Origin of the sequence: Chitinophaga qingshengii, assembly GCF_014529935.1 — a bacterium.
Taxonomy (GTDB): Bacteria; Bacteroidota; Bacteroidia; order Chitinophagales; family Chitinophagaceae; genus Chitinophaga; species Chitinophaga qingshengii.
Genome location: NZ_JACVFC010000001.1, coordinates 1,666,037 through 1,691,198 on the forward strand (window position 1 = coordinate 1,666,037; position 25,162 = coordinate 1,691,198).

A 25,162-nucleotide genomic window follows, 5' to 3' on the forward strand; every position below is an offset into this window, starting at 1 on the left:
AATTAAATAACAAAATAATCAAATAACCAAATGCAACTATATCTTGATAGTGCCTTACAGCGTTTCCGCTCCTACTATGATATGGGCACCAAAACCATTGAAAGGCTGGATACCACCCAGCTGCACTGGCAACCACAGGGCGAGCCCAATAGTGTAGCCATGATAGTAAAACATCTCCGTGGCAATATGTTGTCGCGCTGGACCGACTTTCTCACCTCCGACGGCGAAAAACGTGACCGGCACCGTGATGAGGAATTTGAAGAAGACCAGGCATCGAAAGAAGTCGTTCTGCAACGCTGGCATGAAGGGTGGGCCTGCCTGCTCAATGCCATTGGCAGCCTCACGCCTGCTGATCTGGAAAAAACCGTTTACATCCGTGCGGAGGCGCACTCCGTGCTGGACGCCATTAACCGTCAAATGACCCATATCCCCTACCATGTAGGACAAATGGTATACCTCGGCAAAATGATCATGGGCGATCATTGGCAAAGCCTCTCTATTCCAAAAGGCCAGTCGGAAATCTTTAACCGGGCAAAATTCGGGAACTGATAAATTATGAAACTACGTACTATCTTTACCGTTATACTGCCGGCGTTGTTGTTCTTCGCCTGCAACACCGGTAAAACCGATGAGTTGCTGAAGCACAAAAAATGGCGGGTTTACGATGTGAAGGTCCCCCAGGGCGATCCGTATAACAACACCCAGCGTATACAGGCCAAAGACCTGAAAGATGGCTACTACAGCGATGTGTATTACCAGTTCCTGGATAACAGCGTTTTTGTGGCCACCATTGCCGGTAAACCGGATTCAGGCAAGTATTTCATACTCAGCAACGGCAAGGTGATCTCCGTCACCGCCTCCAATGGCTCCCGTTCTGCTGAAAATCTTGTCACCGTGGAAAAACTGGATGAAACACATTTCGATATGAAAGTAAAATCCGGTGATTACCACTTTATTCTATGCACCCGAAAAGAATAGCCGCCTATGCTTTTACATACCGATATTACCCCGGGAAGGACCGTCACTGTTGACAATCGCAGTTGCCTGTTTTTCTCGGGCTTTTCCTATCTCGGTTTACATCAGCAACCTGCTTTTAAAGCCGCCTTCACAGAAGGTATCCATCGTTATGGTACCCTTTTTCCTTCCTCCAGGGCCGGCAACCTGCGGCTGTCGCTTTTCGGTGAAATGGAGCATGCCCTTTGTAACCACCTGGGGCAACAAGCAGCGGTAGTGCTTTCCTCCGGCTATATGGCAGCCCAGGCAGCGGTACATTACGCCGCCACGCGCGGACAACTCCGTTATGCTCCCGGCGCTCATCCGGCATTATGGCTGGGCTCCCCGCAGTTGCCCGCCGGCAGCAGGTTACAATGGGAGCAGGATACCATCACGCTGGTGAATAGTCACCCGGATCATCATTTTGTAATCGTGACCGATACCCTGAATCCCATCACCGGGGAAATATTTGCCTTCGACTGGCTCCGGCAGCTACAACGCAAAGTGCTGGTGCTGGCAGATGATTCTCATGGCATCGGTATACTGGGACCGGAAGGACAGGGCAGTATTCATTATCTCCCCCGTACAGATCAACTGCATTACCTGATCACGGCTTCGCTGGCCAAGGCCTACAGCGTAGAAGGCGGTGTGGTGGCTGGTCATGCCGCAGATATTGCCGCACTGAAGAAAAACAGCTTCTTTACCGGCAGCACTCCCATGATGCCCGCCGGCGCCTATGCCTGGCTGCAGTGTGGCGATCTCGTCCGGCAGCAGCGGATCACGTTACAACAAAATGTGGCGTATTTCCTGCATCTGTCGGCCGGTTCCCGCATTCACAATCCACATGCCCTTCCTGTATTTATCCTGCCGCAACCGGCAGAAAAAATGCCGTTGCTGAACTATCTGGCTGAACGGGATGTTATTATTTCCAGTTTCCCTTACCCGTTTCCACACAGCCAACCGGTGAACAGGGCCATCATATCAGCACTGCATACCCAGCAGGATATATTAACCCTTTACCAGTTTCTGAAAGAATATGGTTACTAACAATTAAAAACCCTATCAGATGTTACGCCTACTGAAAAACATTGGTCCCCTTCTGCTGGCGCTGCTGGCACAGCTCTCCGGCAATGCACAGGGTAAATCCCTGTTATGGAAAGTATCCGGACAAGGCCTTTCCACCCCCTCTTACCTTTATGGTACCATGCACCTGGTTTGCAAAACAGACCTGTCGTTTCCGCCCCCGGTCACCAATGCACTGCACAACGCCCAAACGATGTGCATGGAAATAGATCTGATGGCCGACGGAAAAGAGAAAATGAAATCACTCATTTTCAATGAAGCAGATGATTATTCCCTGAAACAACTTTTTAATGCATCCGATTATTCCATGGTAGACCGTTTCTTCCGGGATTCCCTGAACTATGACATCAGCATGCTGGACAAAGCCAAACCGTTTATGCTCACCACCCTGCTGCTGATGAAGCAGGTACCCTGTTCCAGCCAGGAAATTGCGGCCCCCGACCGGGAACTAGCCACCATGGCAACCAATCAGAAAATTCCAATCGCTACGTTCGAAACTGTGGAATCCCAGATAGCCCTTTTCGATAGCATCCCGGATAAAATAGAAGCAGAGATGATTGTCCGCCTGGTAAAGGACATACAACATCACGACCAGGAAGCCCGTACGCTGGCAGATGCCTGGAAAAAACAGGACCTCGACAAACTGTACCAGCTGGTGATACAATCCCCCGACCTGAAAAACTACCAGGACCTGATGCTTTTCCGCCGCAATGCCGCCTGGGTACCGCAAATCAGGCAACTGATGGTCAAAGGACCTATATTCGTAGCCGTAGGCGCTGCCCACCTCGCCGGCAATAAAGGGCTGATAGCGCTGCTGCGCAAAGAAGGCTACACCGTGGAACCGGCCCTATAAGATTTAGGGATTTTTTGATTTGCGATTTTTTGATTTTGGGGACGATAAAGAGCGAAGATCAAAGCGATTAATTACCCGCTTTGATCTTCGCTCTTTATTCACGAAATCAAAAAATCGCAAATCAAAAAATCCCTAAATAACCCCTATTTTTGCCGGATAAACTTTGCTGCCTGAAAAAAGTTCGGAAAATACTAACTATCATTTTACTGTGTTTGTTAGGCCTGATCATTCTGGTGGGAGTATTAATCAATATACCCGCAGTCCAGAACCTGCTGGTGAGGGAGGTTACATCGCGTTTATCCGATCAACTTCACACACGGGTCGAAATAAACCGCGTCACGTTACGGCTGTTTAATAGCATGCAGCTGGAAGGAGCACTCATCGAGGATCAGCATAAAGACACCCTCCTGTACGCGGGCAAATTGCAGGTGCGCATTACTGACTGGTTCTTTTTTCAGGATAAACCCGTCATCAAATTTGTAGGACTGGAAGACGCACAGGTAAACCTGCTGCGGCCCCGCAACGATTCCGTCTGGAACTATCATTTCCTGGAAGAAGCCTTCTCCGGACCCAGCACACCCAAATCGCAATCACCCTCCAAAGGCATTTCCCTCGATCTGAAAAAAATCGACCTTCGCAACATCCGCATCAATCAAATCGATGCCTGGGTGGGTGAAGATATGCGCGGCTACGCCAAACGCATTTTTCTGGATGCCAAAAACCTGGACCTGCAAAAACACAATATCGATATACAGGAACTGTTCCTGGATAACCCTTACTTTATCGTCAGCAGCTATTCCTCCTCTCCATTGCGGCATAAGCGCCCTCACCTCACCGGTAGCCCCGTGCCCGACACAACTGCCCCGGGGGAACTGCGCTGGAATTACGGCAACTGGAAACTCCTGCTGAAAGAACTGCATATCCGCAATGGCATGCTGGGCGTAGATCAGCCCGATGACAGCACCAAAATAGAACCTGGCTACTTCGCGCCCAATCATATCCGTTTCGGGGAGATTAACCTGTCCCTCACCAACACCAGCCTGGTGAAAGACAGTATCATCGGCGATCTTACCATGAGCACCAAAGAACGTTCCGGCTTTGAAGTGAAAAAACTGACCAGCCGCTTTAAGATGTCGCCCGTAGAAATGGAGTTCTCCCAGCTGGACCTGGAGACCAACCGCAGTCATATCGGTGACTACTATACGATGCAGTACTCCGACATCAGCGATATGAACGACTATATCAACGATGTGTTTATGCAGGCCCGTTTCAAAGACTGTAAACTATCGTCCGACGATATTGCATTCTTTGCGCCGCCGCTATCTACCTGGAAAAAGGAAATCAAACTCAGTGGTAAAGCCCGGGGTCCTGTCAGCAACCTGAAAGCATCCGACATAGCACTGGAAGCCGGTAATACCACCCGCCTCAAAGGCAGTCTCGAAATGCGCGGTCTGCCCGATATCAACGAAACATTCATCGACTTCCATACCGAAGAACTGGTGACCACCGGCGCCGACGTGATGCAGATTATGCCGATTGTGAAAGAAGTGGATGCTATCCGCATGGACCGCCTTACGTCTATCCGCTTCCAGGGAAGTTATACCGGCTTTATCAATGACTTCGTAGCCTATGGCCAGTTTCAGACCAATCTGGGCCAACTCAGCTCCGACCTTAACTTTAAAACCGCCCGCGATGTACCGGTTTACTCCGGTAGCCTTACCAGCAAAGGCTTTGACGTAGGCGCCCTCTTTGATAACAACAACCTGTCCACCGTTACCCTGAATGCCAAAGTAGACGGGGCCGGCTTTAACTTCAAAACGCTTAAAGCCAGTGTAGACGCAGATGTACAGGAGATCGGATTGTTTGGGTACACTTACCGGAACATTAAAACCACCGGTACTATGAGCCGTAAATTCTTCAATGGCTCCCTCGCCTCCAGAGATCCTAATCTCGATATGGACTTTGCCGGCACCATCGATTTTAACGAAGCCCTGCCGGTATTCAACTTCCACTCCGACCTGCGCAAGGCCGACCTGAAAGCATTGCATATCGTGGAAGATTCCGTTACCCTGCAAGCCACGCTGGACCTCAATTTCGCCGGTAACAACATTGACAACTTCGACGGCACCGCCCGTATGCATGAAGTATCTGTCTACAAAGATGGTAAACGGCTGGAGTTTGACTCCCTGCGCATAGCTACCCATATGCAGGACAACCAGAAAGTACTCAGTTTAAATGGCAGCGAGGTAAGCGGTTATGTGAAAGGTTCCTATAAACTCATGGAACTGCCGGATGCCTTTCAGCTGCTGTTATACAAATACTACCCCAGCTATTTCCTGGCGCCGCAACGGCCGGATGTACAGGAGAATTTCACTTTTGCATTTCAGTTCGGCGAAGTGGAAAAACTGCTGAAAGGCTTTACCAATAAGTTCACCGGCTTTGATAACACGGCAGTTCAGGGTGCGCTCAATACCATGAACGGCGGTAACCTCGCCCTGAATATCACTGTTCCCGAGGCCGGTTATCTCGGCTACCGTGTGCAGGACCTACAGATAAAAGGTGATGGTACCTTTAACAAAGTCAACCTCAGTACCAGCATCGGAAAAGTACTGTCCGGCAACAATACCATCCTTCAGAACCCACTGATACTGGCCAGTTCCGGCAATGATACTTCCTACCTGAAGGTAGACCTCCAGGCGCAGGATACCTCCTCCCTCGATGGTTTTTATGCCCGTGTGATCACCGTGCACCAGGGTATAAAAATCAGCTTCCTCAACAGTGCTTTTACTGTGAATGAACGGCAATGGAATGTAACCCCTGGTAACGAAATCTACTGGAGCAAAGATTTCCTGACGGTGCGCAATCTGCGCGTCACCCGCAATGATCAGAGTATTACGGTGGAAACCAATGAATTTAACCCGGATGAATCGCGGTTTATCGTTACCCTTAAAAACCTGAACCTTCCCGACGTTATTCCGGCCCAGCTGATCACCACCCGTATTGAAGGGATTACTGACGGTACCATTCATATCACCGATCCGACACAAGATCTTGATATCACGGCCGCCCTGCGTACCCGTGAACTGCGTATAGACAACGACTCTATCGGTACCCTGAACGTAGACGGCAGCTACCTGCACCGCACCGGCACCGCTACATTCCTGGTAAAATCCGACAACGAAGGCAAAAATTTCCTGGCCCAGGGAAAAATCGGCTTATCTGCCACCAATAAGGATATTGACGCTTCCGTGGACTTCAATACCATGTCCATCAACCTCCTGAGCAAGTACCTGACAGGGTATGTGTCCGACTTAACCGGCGCCGTTACCGGTAAAGTGAATATTTCCGGTACCACCGATTTGCCCTCTATGAAGGGCACCTTACAGCTGGATACCGTAGCCGTTACCGTTGATTATCTGGGTACCCGTTACAAAATACCCAAGCTCAATGTCAATATTGATGATAACCTGATTGAGTTCGGCAATTTCACCGTCATCGATAAAAACAATACCAGGGGCAATGCCAGCGGTTATATCAGTCATGATCATTTCAACAAACTGAATTTCGATTTCGATGTGACCGGCCGCAATTTTGTGTTTCTCAGTACTACTGCTGCCGATAACGACTTGTTTTATGGAGATGTGTTGGCTGATGGGAAGGTATATTTCTCCGGTCCGCTGAACGATATGCAGATGCACGTTATCGCCAGGCCATTGAAAGGCACGCATTTTTATCTACCTATGTCCGACAGTAAAGACATCGGTAAATACGATTATATCATCTTCAAAACTTATGGTACAGAAGTAAAAGAGAACAAACGGAAGAAAGATAATACCAAGCTGACCGTGAAACTGGACATTGCCGCCAATCCGGATGCCCAGATAGATGTGATCCTGGACGCCACCACCGGCGATGTTATCTCTGCCAATGGTTCCGGCAACCTTCAGTTCATCGCCAATACCGAAGGGGATTTCAGCATGTTCGGCAACTACGAGATCAATAACGGATCGTACAATTTTACTTTCCAGCGGCTTACCAGCTGGAAGTTTGATATCGAAAAGAACAGTACCATTACCTGGAACGGCGATCCGCAGGAAGCCAAGGTGAACATTATCGCTAAATACTCCCTGCCCAAAGTGAGCTTGTATAACCTGCTGGGACAGGCGGCAGCCGTAAGTACCAACGACAAACTGGCTACCCGTACCGAAAGAGTGGATGTGCTCATCAACCTGCGCGGCGCGCTGATGAAGCCGGATATCTCCTACACCATTGAGCTACCGGATGTGGGCAGCCTCTCTTATGAAAGTGGCGTAGCCGCGAAGCTGAAAGAGATCAACAACGACCAGAACAAAGCTTTGCTGCAGATGTACGGGCTGTTGTTGTTTAACCAGTTCCTTCCGGATGATGCTACCACCAATGCTGCCGCCAACGTGGGCATTACCGGTAAAAACAGTGTGGGACAAGCGCTTTCCGCCCAGGCGTCCGCCATCCTCAACAATATTACCGGCGCCCTGCTCAAAGGCAGTGGTATAGGCGTGAACGTTAACTATCGTGCCTACAACGTAGGCGGTCCCGGCAGTGCCACCGATAACTCTTCGGTGGACCGTAACCAGGTGAGTGCGGGTATTACCAGTACGCTGTTTAACAACCGTTTCCGGTTGTATGCCGGTGGCGACTACGACTGGGGTAAGTCCTCCACCTCTGCCAATGCCAACCGGTTTGCCGGCGACTTCCGCATTGAGTACCTGTTGACGCCGGACGGCCGTTTCCGTATCAATGCCTTCAGCAAATCAGATTATGACGTATATAACCTGAACAACCGTACGAAATCCGGCGTCGGCATTTCGTATATCCGTGAGTTCAATCGCTTCGGCGAGTTGTTCCACAGTCAGCGGCGCAGTCGTACCCCGTTAATGGATTCATTGCGTAAAGCCGCTGCGCTGAAACCCAAAGAAGACTCCACTGAACAGCCATAAACCGGCATTAAATATTACCAGGTTCCTTTTTTGATCCTATCTCATCCCTCCCAGGGCTGAAGCCTGAGCCAGGGAATTTCTGAATTGAAGGAAATTGAACAAGATCTTAGCCCAGGGAAACCAGGGATCGATAACGCATAAAAAAATCCCGGAGCGGTCTGCTCCGGGATTCGTATGATTTAATAAAGCATTAGCCTTTGAGAATTTCGTGGCCCAGTTTATCTCTTTTAGTCCGCAGGTAATTTTCATTATACGGATTAGGATGGATTTCGATGGGTACGTTTTCCACTACTTCCAGGCCATAGCCGCTGAGGCCGGCCCGTTTGCGCGGGTTATTGGTGATGAGGCGGAGTTTGGTGATATCGAGGTGCCGCAGAATCTGGGCGCCTACACCGTAATCGCGTTCATCCATTTTAAAGCCGAGTTCCAGGTTGGCTTCCACGGTGTCGAGGCCTTCTTCCTGCAATTTGTAGGCTTTGAGTTTGTTCATGAGACCGATACCGCGACCTTCCTGGTTCATGTATAATATAAGGCCTTTCCCTTCTTTCTCTACCATCTGCATAGCGGCGTGCAGTTGTTCACCACAGTCGCAGCGCAGGGAGTGCAGGATATCGCCGGTTACGCAGGACGAGTGTACGCGTACCAGTACCGGTTCGTCTTTGGTCCAGTCGCCCTTTTTCAATGCCATGTGTATTTCACCGGAATTCACCTGTTTGAAGGCGATGAGTTCAAAGTTGCCGTATTTGGTAGGCATTTGTACCCTCACCCCTTCTTCGATCAGGGTTTCGGTGCTGAGCATGTAGGCGATAAGGTCCTGGATGGAGATCAGTTTCAGGTCGAATTTATCGGCGATTTCCCGCAGTTGGGGCAGGCGGGCCATGGAGCCGTCTTCATTCATGATTTCTACCAGTACGCCGGCGGGCTCAAAGCCTGCCAGCCGGGCCAGGTCTATCGTTGCCTCCGTATGGCCGGAGCGACGTAAAACGCCGCCTGTTTTAGCTTTCAGGGGGAAGATGTGTCCGGGTTTACCGAGTTCTTCCGGTTTAGTGTTAGGGTCGATCAGCGCTTGTACAGTTTTGGCTCTGTCGTGTGCGGAGATGCCGGTAGTGCAGCCATGGCCGAGCAGGTCTACCGATACGGTGAAAGGCGTCTGGTGCAGGGCGGTATTGTCTCTGACCATCAGTTCCAGTCCCAGTTCTTCGCAGCGTTCTTCAGCCAGGGGAGCGCAGATCAGGCCACGGCCGTGTGTGCTCATAAAGTTGATGATCTCCGGCGTAACGTTACGCGCTGCGGTTATAAAGTCGCCTTCATTCTCGCGGTCTTCATCATCTACTACGATTACCAGTTTGCCGTTCTTGATATCTTCTATTGCTGCTGCTATTGTGTCTAACATATATTATCCCTCCGGGTCAATGTTGAATGACCGCAAAGTTACGACTTAAACATGGGAAATGGTGAAGGAAACATTCTCTCCGGAAACGGAAAAACCCGCTGATGATTTGATGATTATACAGGGTAATTTTAACAAATAAGAAATTAGGCAAATAAGTTTGGCATGCAACAAGCAGGAATACCGTAAAGTTCAGTCTGGATAAAGGTTTTATGCATTAACAAATAGCTCGATTTGAGAAATCATAATTTTTTAACATTTTCTTAAACAAAGACAATGCAAATGTGGGTTTTGTAATGAAGCTATCAAAAAAATTTATCAAGGTTTAGTCAACATGCACGACTTAACAATTTGTTAATTCGGCGTTAAAGTTTTCCCAAACTTTTTTGGCACCTTTGCGCCATGAAACAAACTTCTCTAATCATGGGATTTAAAAAATTACTCTTTACCTTATCCTTATTACTTACAACGATCTTCACCTATGCACAGGTTACGACCAGTAGTATGATCGGTGTTGTAACGGATTCCAAAGGCGAAGGCCTGATCGGTGCCACCGTTAAGGCAACCCACACGCCATCCGGTACAGTTTATGGAACCACTACCCGCGTTGGCGGTGAATTCACCATTCCTAACATGCGCGTAGGTGGTCCTTACAAAGTGGAAGTATCTTTTATCAGCTACGGCACGGAAAACTTCAACAACATTTTCCTGCAGCTGGGTACACCACAAAAATTGAATGTAAAACTGACTGAAGGTACTACCAACCTCCAGGAAATCAATATCACCGCCAACAAAGTGGTAACACAGGGTAATGGCGGTACTGCACTGAACGTAAGCCGTACACAGATTGACAACATTCCTACGGTGAACAGAAGTGTACAGGACTTCGCAAAACTGAGCCCACAGGCATCGGTTACTACCAATGGCGGTGACGGTTCTCCGCTGGGTATTTCTTTTGGTGGTGCCAGCAATAAATACAACCAGTTTGCAGTGGATGGCGCCGTTACCAACGACGTATTTGGTTTGTCTGCTTCCGGTACCAATGGTGGCCAGGCAGGGGCTAACCCCATCTCCATCGAAACGATCGACCAGTTGCAGATTGTTTTAAACCCGTACGATGTTAAGCAAAGTGGCTTTACAGGCGGCGGTATCAATGCCATCACTAAGAGTGGTACCAACGATTTTCACGGTTCAGCTTACCTCTACCTGCAAAACAATAGCTTCGTAGGTAAAGCCCCGGACAGCACTCACTCCAAGTACGGCGATTTCAACAGCAAAATCTATGGAGCAAGCCTCGGTGGCCCTATCATCAAAAACAAATTATTCTTCTTCGCTAACGTAGAAAGAACAGAACGCAATAACCCGGTTGACTACAACCCTGCTACTGGCGCCAACAACGTAAAAGTTGATGAGCTGGCCCGTATTTATAATTTTGTAAAAGATAAATATGGTGTGGATCTTGGAAGCTATACCGACCAAACCCGCAACAAAACAGCTACCACTATCTTTGGCCGTGTAGACTGGAACATCAACAATATTCACAAACTAACTATCCGCCACAACTACCTGGATGCTTCCGACATCAATACCAATGGTCGTAATGCAACATCCAAGGCTACTTTTTTCAACAACTACTATTCATTCCCTTCCAAGAGCAATTCCAGTGTGATTGAGCTGAACTCCAGTTTTTCCAATAAACTGAGCAATGAATTGAGAGTGGGATACAATAATGTACAGGACAGAAGATCCTACCTCGGTCAGGCCTTCCCGACTATACAGATCACCGACAACAACAGAAACATCTACCTGGGTAGCGAGCCTTCTTCTACCGCTAATGCACTGGATCAGAAAATCTGGACATTTACAGATAACCTGACTATGTACCATGGTAAACATACCATCACCGTAGGTGCCAATGCCGAGTTGTACAACATTAAGAATACCTTTATTCAAAATGCATTCGGCGCCTACGCTTACGATTCTATAAACCAATTTCTCCTTGGCATGAAACCAAGACAGTATCAAATCAATTATACTACTGCCGACTCTACACAACGCGAGGGCGTTGGGTTTAAAGCGGCCCAGATTGGTTTTTACGCCCAGGATGAATGGAATATTCGCAGAAACTTTACCCTGACAGCAGGTGTAAGAGTAGACATTCCGATCTTCTCTACTACACCTCCGGATAACGTAGAGTTTAATAAAGACGCCAACTTCGCAGGTTACGCCACTACCACCATTCCAAAATCCAGACCGCTGGTAGCACCGAGAGTAGGCTTCAACTGGGACGTGACCAACGACGGCCAAACCATTATCCGTGGTGGCGCCGGTATCTTTACCGGACGCGTACCGTTTGTATGGATTTCCAACCAATACAATACCTCCGGTAATCTATACACCAACGTTAACCTCTCCGGCGCTAATTTACCCAATGGCGTTACCTTCCAGTATGACCCTAACAGTCCGTTCTATGGTCAATATACAGCGTCCATGCTGGCGGCTATGGGTGCCAATATCAAGAAAAACATCGCCAACATCAACCTGACGGATAAGAACTTCAAGTTCCCGCAAGTGTTCAAAACAAACCTGGCAGTAGAAAGACAACTGCCATGGGGCATGAAAGCAATTGTTGAAGGAAACTTCGCTAAAACCCTTAACAATGCTGTATGGAACAACCTGAACGTTATTCCAACCAATGACAGCGTGGCACTGGGTGGCGGTCTTAAACGCCCAACCTACAAACTGAAAACGCCGAACTGGGGTCCTCAGGTACTGTTGTTACAGAACACTAACGAAGGTTACACCTACAATATCTCTGGTGAACTGAGCAAAGTAACCAGCAACGGTTTGTTCGTTAAAGTAGGTTACTCCTATGGAGACGCTTACTCCCTCAACGACGGTACTTCTTCCACAGCCAGCTCCAACTGGAAATTTACCCCGAACGTTAATGGCCTGAACAACCTGGACAATGCTCGTGCTAACTATAGCATGGGACATCGTGTAATGGGTGTAATTGCCAAAACGTTCAAGTATGGCAAACAGAAAAACTTTGCTACCACTGTTAGTCTGTTCTACAACGGCCAGTCTGGAACACCTTACAGCTGGGTATACTTTAACCAGGGTAGCGACCCTACCGGTGATGATATCCCTGGTGGAAACGGTAACAACGACCTGATCTACATTCCGACCGCAACTGAATTAACTACTATGCGCTTTGATCCGATTACCCAGGGTAGCTACACCCGTACTGAAGCACAACAGCGTCAGGACCTGGAAAACCTGATCAGCAACGACAAATACCTGAGCAAACACCGTGGTGAAAACGCGAAGAGAAATGGCTCCCGTACACCGTTTGAGAATGTGTTCGACTTCAAACTGGCTCAGGTGCTGCCAATCTGGAAAAACCACAAAGTCGAAATCACTTTCGACATCCTGAACGTTGGTAACCTGTTGAACAAAGAATGGGGTCAAACCTACTTCATCAGCAACCAGGCTGCTACGCCAATCACCTACAGAAGCATGTCCAACGGTACTCCTGTATTCCAGTATGACTACAGAAGAATCGTAAATGGATACGGCGATGTAACTCCATACGTGATCAACAACTTCACCTCCCGTTGGAGAGGTCAGTTGGGCTTCCGTTATAGCTTCTAAGCTAATTACACTTTATAAAAAAGAAAGGGCTGACCGGAATGGTCAGCCCTTTCTTTTTTATAAAAACATCTTCTTTCCTAGCTAGATCTATAATTGCTGAAAGCAATTATTTTTACTATCTTCATAATAGATAAATTATTGGTTAACCTGCCCCGCAATTTTCGATACCATATACCTTTTGTTTTAATATCCTCAAATAAAAAATCTATCAAATGAAACCACAAACAGTACTTGTAGCAGCAGTCCTGTGCCTTATTTTTGCAAGTTGCAAAAAAACGGACACAGCAACTCAAACTCAAACACCCACTACATCGGTGCCTTCGAGCCAGCAACCTGTCATCTCCTACTTCCCGGTTAATCATGTGCCAGGCGAGATTGTGCACATAAAAAACGACAAAAACAACTTGTATCTTGAGAAAGAGACTAACGGATATCGCCTGGAGGGAGATATAATATTGACAGAAGCTCAGGTGCAGCATCTAAAAAACGAACCATTAGACAATGCCCGGGCAGTTACAACGGAGCTGGTCAAACTTTGGCCCTCCAGCATTGTCCCCTACACTATCGCCTCCAGTGCCAGCGGCTTTTCCTCAGCCATTCAACAAGCCATGCAGGAATGGGAAGCTTATACGCCAGTAAAGTTTGTTCCCAAAAATAGCAGCCATGCGGATTATGTAGAGTTTACCGGCTCCACGGTTGAAAGCAGTTCCCATATTGGCCGTACGGGAGGTAAACAGATTATCAACCTATACCTCGGTAGTGATTTTCCGGCAACCACTGCCAAACACGAAATAGGTCACGCTATCGGCATGTTTCATGAACAATCCAGGGTAGACCGGGATAATTACATTAATATCAATTGGAGTAATATAAAACCTGACAAAGCATTTAATTTTAAAAACTACGCAGAAACCGGAGAGGCTGGTATAGATCTTGGCACTTTTGACTTCTATTCCATTATGCTATACGGATCCAAAATAACGGATACTGACTTCGTCTATAACACCAACATTCTCACTATGACAAAGAAAGATGGAAGCGAATTTTTCAGTAATTTCTATCTTTCACAAGGTGATATTGACGCCGCTAAATACCTGTATGCACCCACAGTATATGTAAGCGTTGAAGATGATGATAACGACATGTCTAGCTACCCTGATGAGTACATTGTAGGAAATGCGAGTGCCAGTTTGTACTCGGACCGGGCATGTACAATCCCCACTACCAGCCCTTTTCCAGTCAAGGTAAACTGTGCAATCCAGGAAGATGTCTACAGTACGAATGGGACTGTCAGTTCATACACTTCTTACAAAACAGTAACGATACCCCCCAACACCCACTCCACGGGTATTTTATCTTCCTATAATAAAGTCATTAAAATATATGATGGCGCCAACATTTATAGATATGAAGCAACTTATGTCAGCGTTAGAGCTGGTGTAGGTTATAAACTCTATAATCAATAGTAACCAAGAGGGTACCTTTAAACCAGGTACCCTCCGTTTCTATTTATGATCTAAAAAATTCCATCCCCAAAAACACCCCCATCGCCCTCCCCCACGTCTCCTGATCATGCCGCCCCCCGGCTATCTCCAGGTATGCAATATCCTCCGGCTCCCGGTATCCCTTATCCTTCAATAACTGTATCAGGTCAAGCGTGTCATCAATACTATCAATCACCCCGTTCCCATTACGGTCCGCCGTTTCATCGGCGGTACCGCATTCAAAAAAGAACTGTAACCCCGGCCGGTAAGCGCTTTCCCGGATACGACGGTGCATGATACGATCGCGCTCATCGCGGTAGGCGGCATCCAGCGGGCGGCTACGCCACCATAAAGCGCCGGAAAACACGCCGGCCAGCTGGAAATACTGCGGATGTTGCCATACGATGTCCAACGCCGACAGCCCTCCCAGCGAAAACCCGGCAAACGCCCTGCGCACCTGTGCCAGCGCAGGATAACGCTGTTCCAGGAAGGGCAGCAGTTCCTTTATCACGCACTGAGTGTATACCGCCGCCAATGCACCGTCCCCCTGATAATCCGCTATGCCGGCCACCCCATACTCCTGGCGGCGGCGCGGCCCGGCATGGATAGCGGCTATCCATAAGCCTGGCGGCAGCGATGCCGGTAAAGGCGGTAGATCCTGCCCGTCATTGACCAGCAACAGTACCCCAGGGGTATTTGATTGCCGGTACAGGTCCAGCACGACTTCCCGGTGCAATGTCACCGCAGGGAATGTTAATTGATCCACTTGCATGTCAACAATTTACCGATAAACCAATAATCTTTTTTAAATTTAGCTAAACACTTTCCCATGACTGAAAACTACTATAAATGGCATTCGCCCAACCTGGGAAAGGAATTTGAGATGCTGGTATTCGGTGACAGCGGATACCCGTTACTACTCTTCCCTACTTCCATGGGCCGCTACTATGAAAGCAAAGACCGCGGCCTGATAGACGCCATCCGATGGTTTATCGATGAAGGACGTGTTAAGGTGTATTGCCCCGACAGTATCGATGCCGCCAGCTGGTATAACCGGAGTATTACCCCACAATACCGGGCGTATAATCATACCTGTTATGATAAACTGCTGATGGAAGAAATCCTCCCCCGTATGGAGGCAGAAACAGGCCGGCAGCGGATTGTAGCCGCCGGTTGCAGCTTCGGGGGTTATCATGCGGCCAACTTCGCTTTCCGCCACCCTGCCAGTGTGTCGTATCTCTTCAGCCTCAGCGGTGTCTTCGATATCAAATCGCGGATGGACGGCTATTATGACGATCAGGTGTATTACAACAACCCGGCCGACTTCATGCCGGACAACCAGGACCCTGATCTGTGGCGGATGGGCATCGTACTTGGCGCTGCCGAAACGGACGTTACCCGTCCGCAAAACGAACAATTTTCACAACTACTGGCTGCCAAAAATATTTCGCACTGGCTGGACATCAGGCCGCAAACGCAGCATGACTGGCCCGTTTGGCGCGAAATGCTGCCACACTATCTGTCACTTATCAAATAAACGTATGAAAAAAATCGGCATTTTATTCGGACAGGAGAACTCATTTCCGCAAGCGTTTGTAGACCGCGTTAACCGCATCAATCCTCCCGGCATCTTCGCAGAATTTGTCACCATCGACAAAGTACTGCAAGGCGCCGATAGCGGGTATGCCGTTATCTTAGACCGCATATCCCAGGATGTGCCTTTCTACCGCGCTTTCCTGAAAAATGCCGCCACCGCCGGCTGCGCCGTTATCAACAATCCGTTCTGGTGGAGTGCAGACGATAAGTTTTTTAACAATGCCCTGGCACAAAAGATAGGCGTCAACGTACCCCGCACGGTACTGCTGCCTTCCTATTCACTGCCGGACAATACCACCGATAAATCTTTCCGTAACCTGATTTATCCGTTCGACTGGAACACCATCTTCGACTATATCGGCTTTCCGGCCTATATGAAACCCTTTGCCGGCGGTGGCTGGAAACATGTATACCATGTGGAAGACAAGGATGATTTTTTCCGGTTGCATGGCGAAACCGGTCAACTGGTGATGATGTTGCAGGAAGAAATAGATTTCACCCAATACTATCGTTGTTTCTGTATCGGCGGCAACCAGGTGCGGATTATGCCGTATAATCCTAAAAATGCCCCGCAACTGCGCTACCAGTCCGATTTCAAAGGCAGCGACACCCTGATGCAACAGATCACAGACCAGGTAATAGCCCTGAACCAGTACCTGGGATATGATTTTAACACTGTGGAAATAGCCGTTCGCGGGGAAGTGCCTTATGCCATCGACTTCTGCAATCCCGCTCCGGATGCCGATATCAACGCTATCGGTGAAGAACATTTTGAATGGGTGGTGGAAACCAGCGCCCAATATGCTATTGAGCGCGCTATTGCCCAGAAACCGGGAAAAGACAATCTTACCTGGGGGCGTTTCATCCGCCCGGGCAGCGGCAAAAAAGCAGCCGCTAAAACCACGGTGGTAAAAGAAAAAACGACATCTCCCAAAAAAGCGGGCAAAACGCCGGCATCTCCCAAAAAAACAAAATCGAAAGAAAAACTATGAGATAGCCTTTCCTAATGCGTAATTCGTAATTTCGGGAAAATTTTAATCATGTTCAAAGCGTTTACGCTGGGTATTGAAGAAGAATACATGGTCATGGACCCCGGTACCCGGGAACTCCGGTCCCATGAACAAAAGATTGTAGAGCAGGCACATAAAGTGATCCGTGACCAGGTAAAAGCTGAATTTCATCAGGCGGTAGTGGAAGTAGGCACACAGATATGTGCCAATATCCACGAAGCACGCGAAGATGTGGCCCTGTTACGCCGCACCATCACACAAATAGCCGGCGATCTGGGCTTTAGCATCGGCGCTTCCGGCACGCACCCTTTCAGTAAATGGGAAAAACAACTCATCACCGACCATCCCCGTTATTTTGAGATCGTCAACGAAATGCAGGACGCTGCCAGGTCTAACCTGATCTTTGGCCTGCATGTGCACGTGGGCATGGAAAACCGGGAAATGGCCCTGCATATCGCCAACTCTGTCCGTTATTTTCTGCCGCATATTTTTGCGCTCAGTACCAACTCCCCCTTCTGGGAAGGCCGTAATACCGGCTTCAAATCCTTCCGAACCAAGGTTTTTGATAAATTCCCCCGTACCGGCATCCCCGATTATTTTGCCAGTATAGAGGAATACGATAACTATATCAAACTGCTGGTGAAGACCAACTGTATCGACAATGCCAAAAAGGTATGGTGGGACCTGCGGGTACATCCGTTCTTCAACACTGTGGAATTCCGCATCTGCGATGTGCCGATGACCGTTGATGATACCATTACCCTGGCAGCCCTCTTCCAGGCCGTATGCGCCAAAATTTACAAGCTGCGGATGCAGAATCTCAACTTCATCATCTACAACCGGGCCCTTGTCAACGAAAACAAATGGCGCGCCTCCCGTTATGGTATCGATGGTAACCTCATCGATTTCGGGAAAGAAATGGAAGTCAACACACGGTCACTCATATACGAATTACTCGATTTTATTGACGACGTAGTGGATGACCTGGACAGCCGTGACGCCGTGAACGCTACCGCCGCCATCCTGGAACACGGTACCGGAGCGGACAGACAGCTGAAAGTATACGAACAAACCCAGGACCTCGTAGCCGTAACAGATTACATCCACGGCCAGTTTCTGAAGAACTGCTGAGCCGGAATGGCGGATTACACGGCCGTAATTCGTAATTTTGCAGTATGCATCCAATCAAAAACAAGTGGAAAGTAGCAGTGCTGGATATGTATGAGGGGGTGGCCAATGAGGGCATGCGCTGTATCCGGGAAATACTGGTGCAATATGCAGCGATGCACGCACTGGACCTGCAATTCGATGAATTTGAAGTCAGACTGCAACAACAGGTGCCTGATACCTCCTACGATCTCTATATCTCTACCGGCGGCCCCGGTAGCCCTGTAGACAGCGAAGGCAGCGCCTGGGAACAAAAATATTTCGCCCTGATAGAAGATCTGCTGGAATGGAACCGCACGCAGGAACAGAAAAAACCCGCTTTTTTTATCTGTCACTCCTACCAGATCATGTGCCGCTATTACCGGCTGGGGAATGTGTGCAAACGTAAATCACCCGCCTTTGGCGTATTTCCGGTACATAAAACCGCCGCCGGCCTTAGTGAGAAAGTATTCAGCGCACTACCCGATCCCTTCTTTATCGTAGACAGCCGTAACTGGCAGGTAATAGAACTGGACCATGAACGTATCCACGCCATGGGCGGACAGGTACTGGCCCTGGAAAAAGAAAGGCCGCATGTACCGCTGGAACGCGCTACCATGGCCATTCGTTTCAATGATCATTTTATCGGTACCCAGTTTCATCCCGAAGCAGATGCGGACGGTATGCACATGTACCTACTCCAGGAAGAAAAGAAAAAACAGGTGGTGGATCATCACGGCATAGAAAAATATAACAGCATGCTGGAACAACTGACCGATCCGGATAAAATTATGCTGACACATGACCGGTTTATCACCACTTTCCTGGATTATGCCGTTTATGGAGAACTGACAGACAGACTCGCCGCTATTGTGCACCTGGAAGAAGTACCCGCCCATAACGACGATCAAAACACCTTTTTCTAATCCGTTTATTCCAATATTATGATACCCGAAGTCAGAAAGGCCTATAATCAACAGTTTACAGACACCCGCTACCAGCATTTCCTGGAAGGCATTGCTCAGGACGCCGGAATGGCACCCGCTTTCCGCGTAGCTGAAACACCGGTATTTGTACCCGCCGACCTGACCAACAAATTGATACAGGCCTGTGAAGAAATCGTCAATGTGATCCTGCGGCCCGACTTTAAATCGATTACACAAGACGCCATTCCCGCTGAACTGAAAGTGCCGCATGAAAATGAACATCCGCACTTCATCGTTATCGATTTTGCCGTATGCCGTGATGAAGCAGGCGCATTATCCCCCCAACTTATTGAATTGCAGGGCTTCCCTACCATGTACGCCTTCCAGGATGTGATGGCACGGCAGTTTAAAAACCACTTCAATATCCCCGGTCAGCTAAACAATTTTTTCAACGGCATCGATGAAAAGGCCTACTATCAGCTGTTACGCGATGTGATCGTAGGCGATCTGCCACCGGAAGAAGTAGTATTACTGGAGATTAAACCGGAAGAACAAAAAACACGCATCGATTTCCACAGCACGGAAAAATATATCGGTATCCGCACGGTATGCCTCACCCGGCTGATACAGGAAGGCAAAAAGCTTTTCTACATGCGTGATGGCGTTAAAACACCCATCCAGCGTATTTATAACCGCATCATTTTCGATGACCTGCAAAAACAAGCCGGTCACCTGGAACCACATGTAAACCTCTTCCAGGACCTCGATGTGGAATGGATCACGCACCCCAACTGGTTTTACCGTATCAGCAAATACACCATGCCTTTTATTCACAGCGAATTTGTGCCTAAAAGCTGGTTCCTGCACGAAATACCGGTATTACCTACCGACCTGGAAAACTACGTGCTGAAACCCCTGTTCTCCTTTGGCGGTCAGGGTGTGATCATCGACGTCACCCAGGAAGATATCGATAAAATTAAAGACCCGGAAAACTGGATACTGCAACACAAAGTAAAATATGCCCCTGCCATACAAACGCCTACCGGTCCGGCTATTTGCGAAATCCGCATGATGTATATCTGGCCGGACAGCTCTCCACGACCTATTTTAGTGCATAATCTGTCCAGAATCAGTAAAGGGAAGATGATCGGGGTAGGTTTTAACAGTACAGATACCTGGGTAGGCGGCAGCTGCTGTTTTTTTGAGTTTGCTTAACACTCATTTATTCAGCTCGTGCAACAGAGCAGCTTTATCAAACTTTTCACTGTTAATACTCAGTTCTATTGCATCAACCTGTTTTAAATCCGGCATAACTTTAAGCAATGCGGCTTTTTTATCATGTTTGATTTTCTTGTTGATATAAAACTCATGAAGGCAGAGCTTATCAAGCTGCTTTATTGTGACCAGTTCAGACAGATCCTTCAAGTGAAACATATTAGTCAGCCTTAATTCTTTTAACCGGTTTAATGCAGAAAAATCAAACAGTGCCGTGGAATTAAGTTCAAATAAAACAATCCTTTCAATATTTGAAAAACCACCTAAAAAGGCCAGGTCATTGATTTTGGACACCGCCGATATTTCTATGTTTTTTAAGGATGGCAAATAAGGAACAGTCAGATTGTCAATTTTGGAAGTAAACCCCTCCAGTCTGAGTGAAACCAAAGAAAGGTCCCGGATAAAGTCCAATGTATTAATAGCTCCTTTGCAGCTAATTGTCAGTTCTTCCAGTGATGTACATTGCGATATAGGCGATAAATCCTTGACAGCTCCCGAAACCATCAGACTTTTCAAGTGCTTCAGCTGCTGCAAAAATTTCAGGGAAATACTGCTATAGATGTACAGGTTTAACCTGTCAATTTCATCGATGGGATGGGTCTTTAAAACATCGATATCTTTCGCGCTGTTTATTTCAATATCTACGGTCATAACTAATGGGTTTTTCTTATTTCAAACCATTCCTGTATGCTATTGTTTGTTTGGTCTCCGGCCACGTAAAGGCTTTTACGGATATTACAAACCCTGCTATCCTTTTGCATTTTTAGTGAAATCCTATTTTCATTACCGATGCTCGTATATACGCTATCTGTGAGTATCCATCCGGATTGCAGCAGTTCATTTTTAATCAGGATGGTATCGGTTAAGTCGAAAGTGCTTTTCAGATAACCGACTTCCTTATTCTCCACTATAAACCATTGGGTATTCTCCACACCTGAATGAATGAGATCCACAGCGGAGGCGATCGTCAAATTGGGATCAAAACAGCTATTTGTGGTAGGTGGCGGAAGTGGTACCGGCGGTATGGGTGGTTCTCCTGGTATCGGTATTCCCGCCTCCGTCTGGAATTGATTGGGATCAAAGGCTGGCGGGATATCCTGTACTTCTTTTTTTACGGGTAATACTTCCGCTTTTTGAACGACGGCTGGCTTATGCTCCCTGCAACAAACCAGGAGCAGGGGTAATATGGTTAGTCTTACAAATCTCATCAGGGTAACATCAATTAATCATTTTATGGTTGTATTTACTTTTCAGGAACAACACCAGTTTTTTTGCCGCCGCAAACATCACTAAACCTAATACCCATCCTGATCCGATACCGAAAGCCACACCTCCCAGGATGGAGCCGTTTAATTGCTTCCATTCCGCTACCGTATTGATAAACAGAAAAAAGACAACGGAAACGATCGTACTCCCTACAATCGAAACAGACAGTAAAAAGGCCTTAAATCCTTTACTGACCGACTTTTGTTGCAGGCCAACCAATACTGAAGCGGAGATAATCCCCCCACTGATTAACAGGATCACCATCGACACAAAAAGTAACGCCAGTACAATACCGATGACCGCTACAATGACGAAAACCAGCGCCCCTATTAAAAGCATGGCTATTAAAAAATTATCCTCCTACCGGTTGACGGTATCCAATAAATACCCGCCTGCAGCCTGGTTCAGCAATATTGTTAATAGATTATTTAATGATGCCATTTATTTTAATTAAGGTCTCATTTTTCCACCGGATTCGCTGTTCTTCGCTTGAAAAGCCTTGCGCAGCATTGATACTGTCTAATATCTGGCTGGTATGTTTCAACCCAAAGTACTCACCGATATACAATATATCTTCATCCGGTATTTCATATTCCCACCATCTTAAAATTTCCTGGCAGAAAAGGCCATCCCAGGTAAAACATTCCCCGTCGACATCCACGTCTCCTTCGATATAATAGGTAGTGAAACCTCCCTTCAATGTATCGTAGGCAAAGATGGTGGCATGCGCATAGGCCAGAATGGGTTTATACCGGTCGATATGATATGCATCCTGCTCATTTTTTTTCAGATCGATAATACTGTAGGGATAAGTATAATCCTTATCCAGCCGATGTTTTTGCATAACGGCATCGGTGCATTTTTCATCGAACAGATCAAAAACAGAGGGCGGTAAATTTATTTGGGACATCAATTCCCTTATGTCTGCTTTGGTTACTCTTTCCATATCGGTATCAAATTCCTGCTGCCATGCCTGGTAATCTTCTCTGGGTCCAAATACAGGACGGGCTTTTTTCCGTTTTCTTAAAAACAACACCCCAAAAATCAGAAGTGTACTAATGAACACACCCAACAGGGGGTAGATAGATTGTGCCGCCATCAGCATTTATAATTTAGGGGGAATACAACTGCCTGTGTAAAACAGGCAGTTGTACGATGCTAAAAAAATTGTTTCCCTACAATAATGCCATACAGGGCGAACAGAAACAGTACCGCTACAGCCAGTAACTGAATGGGCCTGTACCTGAACTCGATACCTTTTTTCATAGCGTATTTGTAATACCCGAAGGTGCCGGCTAAATAGATTCCGGTGAAGGCTAATACCAGGTAATTAACTCCCATAGTTTTTCGTTTGGTTAATGGTTTGTGTTTTTAATTAATAAAGATGTATGTTATTTTTTCTGTTGTTCCAGTGCAACGATCCTTTTTTGCAGATCGATGATATACAGCGTCAGCTCTTCTACTTTCTGCAATAGTTGTTTGTTCATTTCTCCCAGGTCATGGCCATCCTTAGCTACCTCCGCTGCAGCTGGTATCCCCGGCAGGTGCTGATATTTTTCAATATAGTTTTCTACTTCCTGTAGAGAAGGCAGTGCATAGTTTTTATTGAAAACATAGTCGGGCCAGGAATCTGCGGTGGTACTTACTTTTACTCTTTGGGCAAGGACGCTGCCTTTTACCGCCAGCTTTGCCTGGGGATTGATGGTACCGATGCCTACGTTACCGTCCACACCAACATGGAAGAGGTTTTCCCAGCCAGCATGATACCCTTTTTCCCAAATCTGCCAGGCCTTACTCATAGGCCGGGCCCCATAACCAAGTATACCATTCTGTGTATCTGTTCCCCCGCTATAATTCGAAAATATATCACATTGGGAAGAAGTCGAATCCCTGGTGACAAAAATATAGTCTGCATTAGGCCTTCCCGTTCCATTAACATTCAGTACACCATTATTGGTCGCTACACCCAGCGAAAGTCCTCCAGCATTGTAAGTAACACCTACTACATCCGTGAAAGGAAGTTTAAAGAAACGATTGCCATCAAAATCACATTTCAGCCCATAATCAGCGGTGGTAGCCAGAAAGCCGGTCGGCGCCGTAGTGGTTTGACCAAAGGTACCATCTTCCGGTACCGGACTATAAATCATATGAACTGCCTTTATATACACACCTCCCCATTTGTAATTCGATTTCACCCAAAGTGCATTGTTAAACACGTAAAATGTAGCCGCAATTGGATTACCGGAAGTGCAACGAATTTCCATTCCATCAAATCTGTCGGGGGTATTATCCCATTTATCAATCCGGATCAGGTAAGTTCCCTGAGATACAAAATAATTGGCATCTCCCTGAATAGATAGCTCTATCATAGAACCATATCTATGACCCGGAGCATTTATCTGAGCTATTTTATAGTAGTAGAAATCAAAGTTACCACCTTCTACCTGTGTGGGTCCTATAAATTTCCAGGGAACCTCCGTTTGCGCCTGTGAGGCGAACGGGTAAATAAAAAACAATAAAATCAGCCAACAGCTTAATAGGTGTACTACTTTCATAAGTATATCGTTAAATGGTATATCGGAATAAACGGTTAACCTACATAAATTTTCAAATAACAGGAAACATAAAAATTCACACACGCTGCTTATCAATGTTTCCTGGAAGGTCGCGATTTTTTGGGCGTAGCGGGGATAATCTCTATCTCTCCAACCATTACATCCGGTTTTTTGATGACCAATCCTGTTATAGGCAATTCTTTTTTATAAACAGTTTTTTGGGTTTGTCCTTCAAAGCCGTATGCACCATCTACAACTAAAACTATTTCATTACCGGGAAAATTATCCGGAACAATGATACTAAAATTGCCTAGTGAGTCGGTTTCTGCCGACACACGGGTGCCTTTCAATACGATGTTCATTCCGGCGATAGGGCGACCGGAACGTTCTTCCACCAGCTTCCCTTTTATCTTGTTTTTAATACTATCCTGCTTAGGAAAGGTGGCCCCCTCCGTCCCAAAGTGATCTTGTAGTTGATATTGGGCCATACCTTCAGCCGGCTTTTCTTTTGCATACAGGAGGGTGGTGGTAGTCAGCAATAATAATCCTGCTGCTGCTATTTTATGCCAGCGTTTTGTATCCTGTTGCGGATGTACTGAAAGCGCCCTGTTCATTTGCTCATGGCTCATCCTGGCACAAACAGCCTGATCGGTATGATTGATAAAGTGAATAATTTCGTCGTCAGTCCATGACGCAAAATCAAAAACATGCCTGGCGCAAACGGAACAGAACTTTCCTTTTTCTGCATCCTCCATATTGGCCCAATCCTTTTTCTGACAAGGATTTTTGATTGACAATCGATAGGTTAAACTTTTCATGAAACGGGATTAACAACACTTATGACCGCAATTTTACGTTTTTTTTTGAATAAATGCACCTTTTGCTGATGCCTGCCAAAACCCTTTCAGATTTATTTTTTCCGGAAGATACCTATGCACAAATACACTGCGTTACC

Annotated in this window: 21 protein-coding genes; 12 read left to right on the plus strand and 9 right to left on the minus strand. The window is 47.1% G+C overall.

Annotation, left to right across the window (positions count from 1 at the left end; all coding sequences use genetic code 11):
• The first annotated feature begins 30 nt into the window (after window positions 1-30).
• The 5 genes from ICL07_RS06200 (at window position 31) to ICL07_RS06220 (ending at window position 7,905) form a co-directional block, all read left to right on the plus strand.
• Entirely contained in the window at window positions 31-549 is a 519-nt protein-coding gene (locus tag ICL07_RS06200) for a DUF1572 family protein (RefSeq protein WP_188087050.1), read from the plus strand.
• 6 nt (window positions 550-555) lie between these two features.
• Window positions 556-978, plus strand: coding sequence for a hypothetical protein (locus ICL07_RS06205; RefSeq protein ID WP_188087051.1), 423 nt, complete (start codon window positions 556-558; stop codon window positions 976-978).
• 6 nt (window positions 979-984) lie between these two features.
• Window positions 985-2,040, plus strand: coding sequence for a pyridoxal phosphate-dependent aminotransferase family protein (locus ICL07_RS06210; RefSeq protein WP_188087052.1), 1,056 nt, complete (start codon window positions 985-987; stop codon window positions 2,038-2,040).
• Window positions 2,041-2,059: 19 nt separating this feature from the next.
• Window positions 2,060-2,929: a TraB/GumN family protein gene (locus ICL07_RS06215; RefSeq protein ID WP_188087053.1), complete on the plus strand. Its 870-nt coding sequence runs from the start codon at window positions 2,060-2,062 to the stop codon at window positions 2,927-2,929.
• Between the two features lie 359 nt (window positions 2,930-3,288).
• Window positions 3,289-7,905, plus strand: a complete 4,617-nt coding sequence (locus ICL07_RS06220) for a translocation/assembly module TamB domain-containing protein (protein WP_188087054.1) — start codon at window positions 3,289-3,291, stop codon at window positions 7,903-7,905.
• Between the two features lie 190 nt (window positions 7,906-8,095).
• Here ICL07_RS06220 and ICL07_RS06225 read toward each other — a convergent pair whose 3' ends face one another.
• Window positions 8,096-9,298 (minus strand): bifunctional 3,4-dihydroxy-2-butanone-4-phosphate synthase/GTP cyclohydrolase II, encoded by a 1,203-nt coding sequence (locus ICL07_RS06225; RefSeq protein ID WP_188087055.1) that lies wholly within the window; start codon window positions 9,296-9,298, stop codon window positions 8,096-8,098.
• A 420-nt stretch (window positions 9,299-9,718) separates the two neighbouring features.
• Between ICL07_RS06225 and ICL07_RS06230 the strand changes: the two genes are divergently transcribed.
• Window positions 9,719-12,949: a TonB-dependent receptor gene (locus ICL07_RS06230; RefSeq protein WP_188087056.1), complete on the plus strand. Its 3,231-nt coding sequence runs from the start codon at window positions 9,719-9,721 to the stop codon at window positions 12,947-12,949.
• A 212-nt stretch (window positions 12,950-13,161) separates the two neighbouring features.
• Complete coding sequence (locus ICL07_RS06235; protein ID WP_188087057.1) at window positions 13,162-14,415, plus strand: M12 family metallopeptidase; 1,254 nt, start codon at window positions 13,162-13,164, stop codon at window positions 14,413-14,415.
• A gap of 43 nt (window positions 14,416-14,458) precedes the next feature.
• Here ICL07_RS06235 and ICL07_RS06240 read toward each other — a convergent pair whose 3' ends face one another.
• On the minus strand, window positions 14,459-15,205 hold the full coding sequence (locus ICL07_RS06240; protein ID WP_188087058.1) for an alpha/beta hydrolase: 747 nt from the start codon (window positions 15,203-15,205) through the stop codon (window positions 14,459-14,461).
• 57 nt (window positions 15,206-15,262) lie between these two features.
• Here ICL07_RS06240 and ICL07_RS06245 point away from each other — a divergent pair, with 57 nt between their 5' ends.
• From ICL07_RS06245 to ICL07_RS06265, 5 genes are read left to right on the plus strand one after another with little or no spacing between them, the layout of a single operon-like run.
• Window positions 15,263-15,970 (plus strand): esterase family protein, encoded by a 708-nt coding sequence (locus tag ICL07_RS06245; protein WP_188087059.1) that lies wholly within the window; start codon window positions 15,263-15,265, stop codon window positions 15,968-15,970.
• Window positions 15,971-15,974: 4 nt separating this feature from the next.
• Window positions 15,975-17,021 (plus strand): ATP-grasp domain-containing protein, encoded by a 1,047-nt coding sequence (locus tag ICL07_RS06250; RefSeq protein ID WP_188087060.1) that lies wholly within the window; start codon window positions 15,975-15,977, stop codon window positions 17,019-17,021.
• 48 nt (window positions 17,022-17,069) lie between these two features.
• Entirely contained in the window at window positions 17,070-18,170 is a 1,101-nt protein-coding gene (locus ICL07_RS06255) for a carboxylate-amine ligase (RefSeq protein WP_188087061.1), read from the plus strand.
• 44 nt (window positions 18,171-18,214) lie between these two features.
• Complete coding sequence (locus ICL07_RS06260; RefSeq protein ID WP_188087062.1) at window positions 18,215-19,111, plus strand: type 1 glutamine amidotransferase; 897 nt, start codon at window positions 18,215-18,217, stop codon at window positions 19,109-19,111.
• An 18-nt stretch (window positions 19,112-19,129) separates the two neighbouring features.
• Window positions 19,130-20,326: a hypothetical protein gene (locus ICL07_RS06265; RefSeq protein WP_188087063.1), complete on the plus strand. Its 1,197-nt coding sequence runs from the start codon at window positions 19,130-19,132 to the stop codon at window positions 20,324-20,326.
• Window positions 20,327-20,329: 3 nt separating this feature from the next.
• Here ICL07_RS06265 and ICL07_RS06270 read toward each other — a convergent pair whose 3' ends face one another.
• The 7 genes from ICL07_RS06270 to ICL07_RS06300 form a co-directional block, all read right to left on the minus strand.
• A complete protein-coding gene (locus ICL07_RS06270) occupies window positions 20,330-21,037 on the minus strand; it encodes a hypothetical protein (RefSeq protein ID WP_188087064.1) in 708 nt (235 codons plus the stop codon).
• A 2-nt stretch (window positions 21,038-21,039) separates the two neighbouring features.
• Complete coding sequence (locus tag ICL07_RS06275) at window positions 21,040-21,594, minus strand: hypothetical protein (protein ID WP_188087065.1); 555 nt, start codon at window positions 21,592-21,594, stop codon at window positions 21,040-21,042.
• 10 nt (window positions 21,595-21,604) lie between these two features.
• Complete coding sequence (locus ICL07_RS06280) at window positions 21,605-21,991, minus strand: hypothetical protein (protein WP_188087066.1); 387 nt, start codon at window positions 21,989-21,991, stop codon at window positions 21,605-21,607.
• An 85-nt stretch (window positions 21,992-22,076) separates the two neighbouring features.
• Window positions 22,077-22,751, minus strand: a complete 675-nt coding sequence (locus tag ICL07_RS06285; RefSeq protein ID WP_188087067.1) for a hypothetical protein — start codon at window positions 22,749-22,751, stop codon at window positions 22,077-22,079.
• A 59-nt stretch (window positions 22,752-22,810) separates the two neighbouring features.
• The gene (locus ICL07_RS06290) at window positions 22,811-22,993 is read right to left on the minus strand and encodes a hypothetical protein (RefSeq protein WP_188087068.1); all 183 of its coding nucleotides are present in this window, start codon (window positions 22,991-22,993) and stop codon (window positions 22,811-22,813) included.
• Between the two features lie 50 nt (window positions 22,994-23,043).
• Window positions 23,044-24,207: a tail fiber protein gene (locus ICL07_RS06295; RefSeq protein ID WP_188087069.1), complete on the minus strand. Its 1,164-nt coding sequence runs from the start codon at window positions 24,205-24,207 to the stop codon at window positions 23,044-23,046.
• A gap of 92 nt (window positions 24,208-24,299) precedes the next feature.
• Window positions 24,300-25,025, minus strand: a complete 726-nt coding sequence (locus tag ICL07_RS06300; protein ID WP_188087070.1) for a carboxypeptidase-like regulatory domain-containing protein — start codon at window positions 25,023-25,025, stop codon at window positions 24,300-24,302.
• Window positions 25,026-25,162 lie beyond the last annotated feature (137 nt).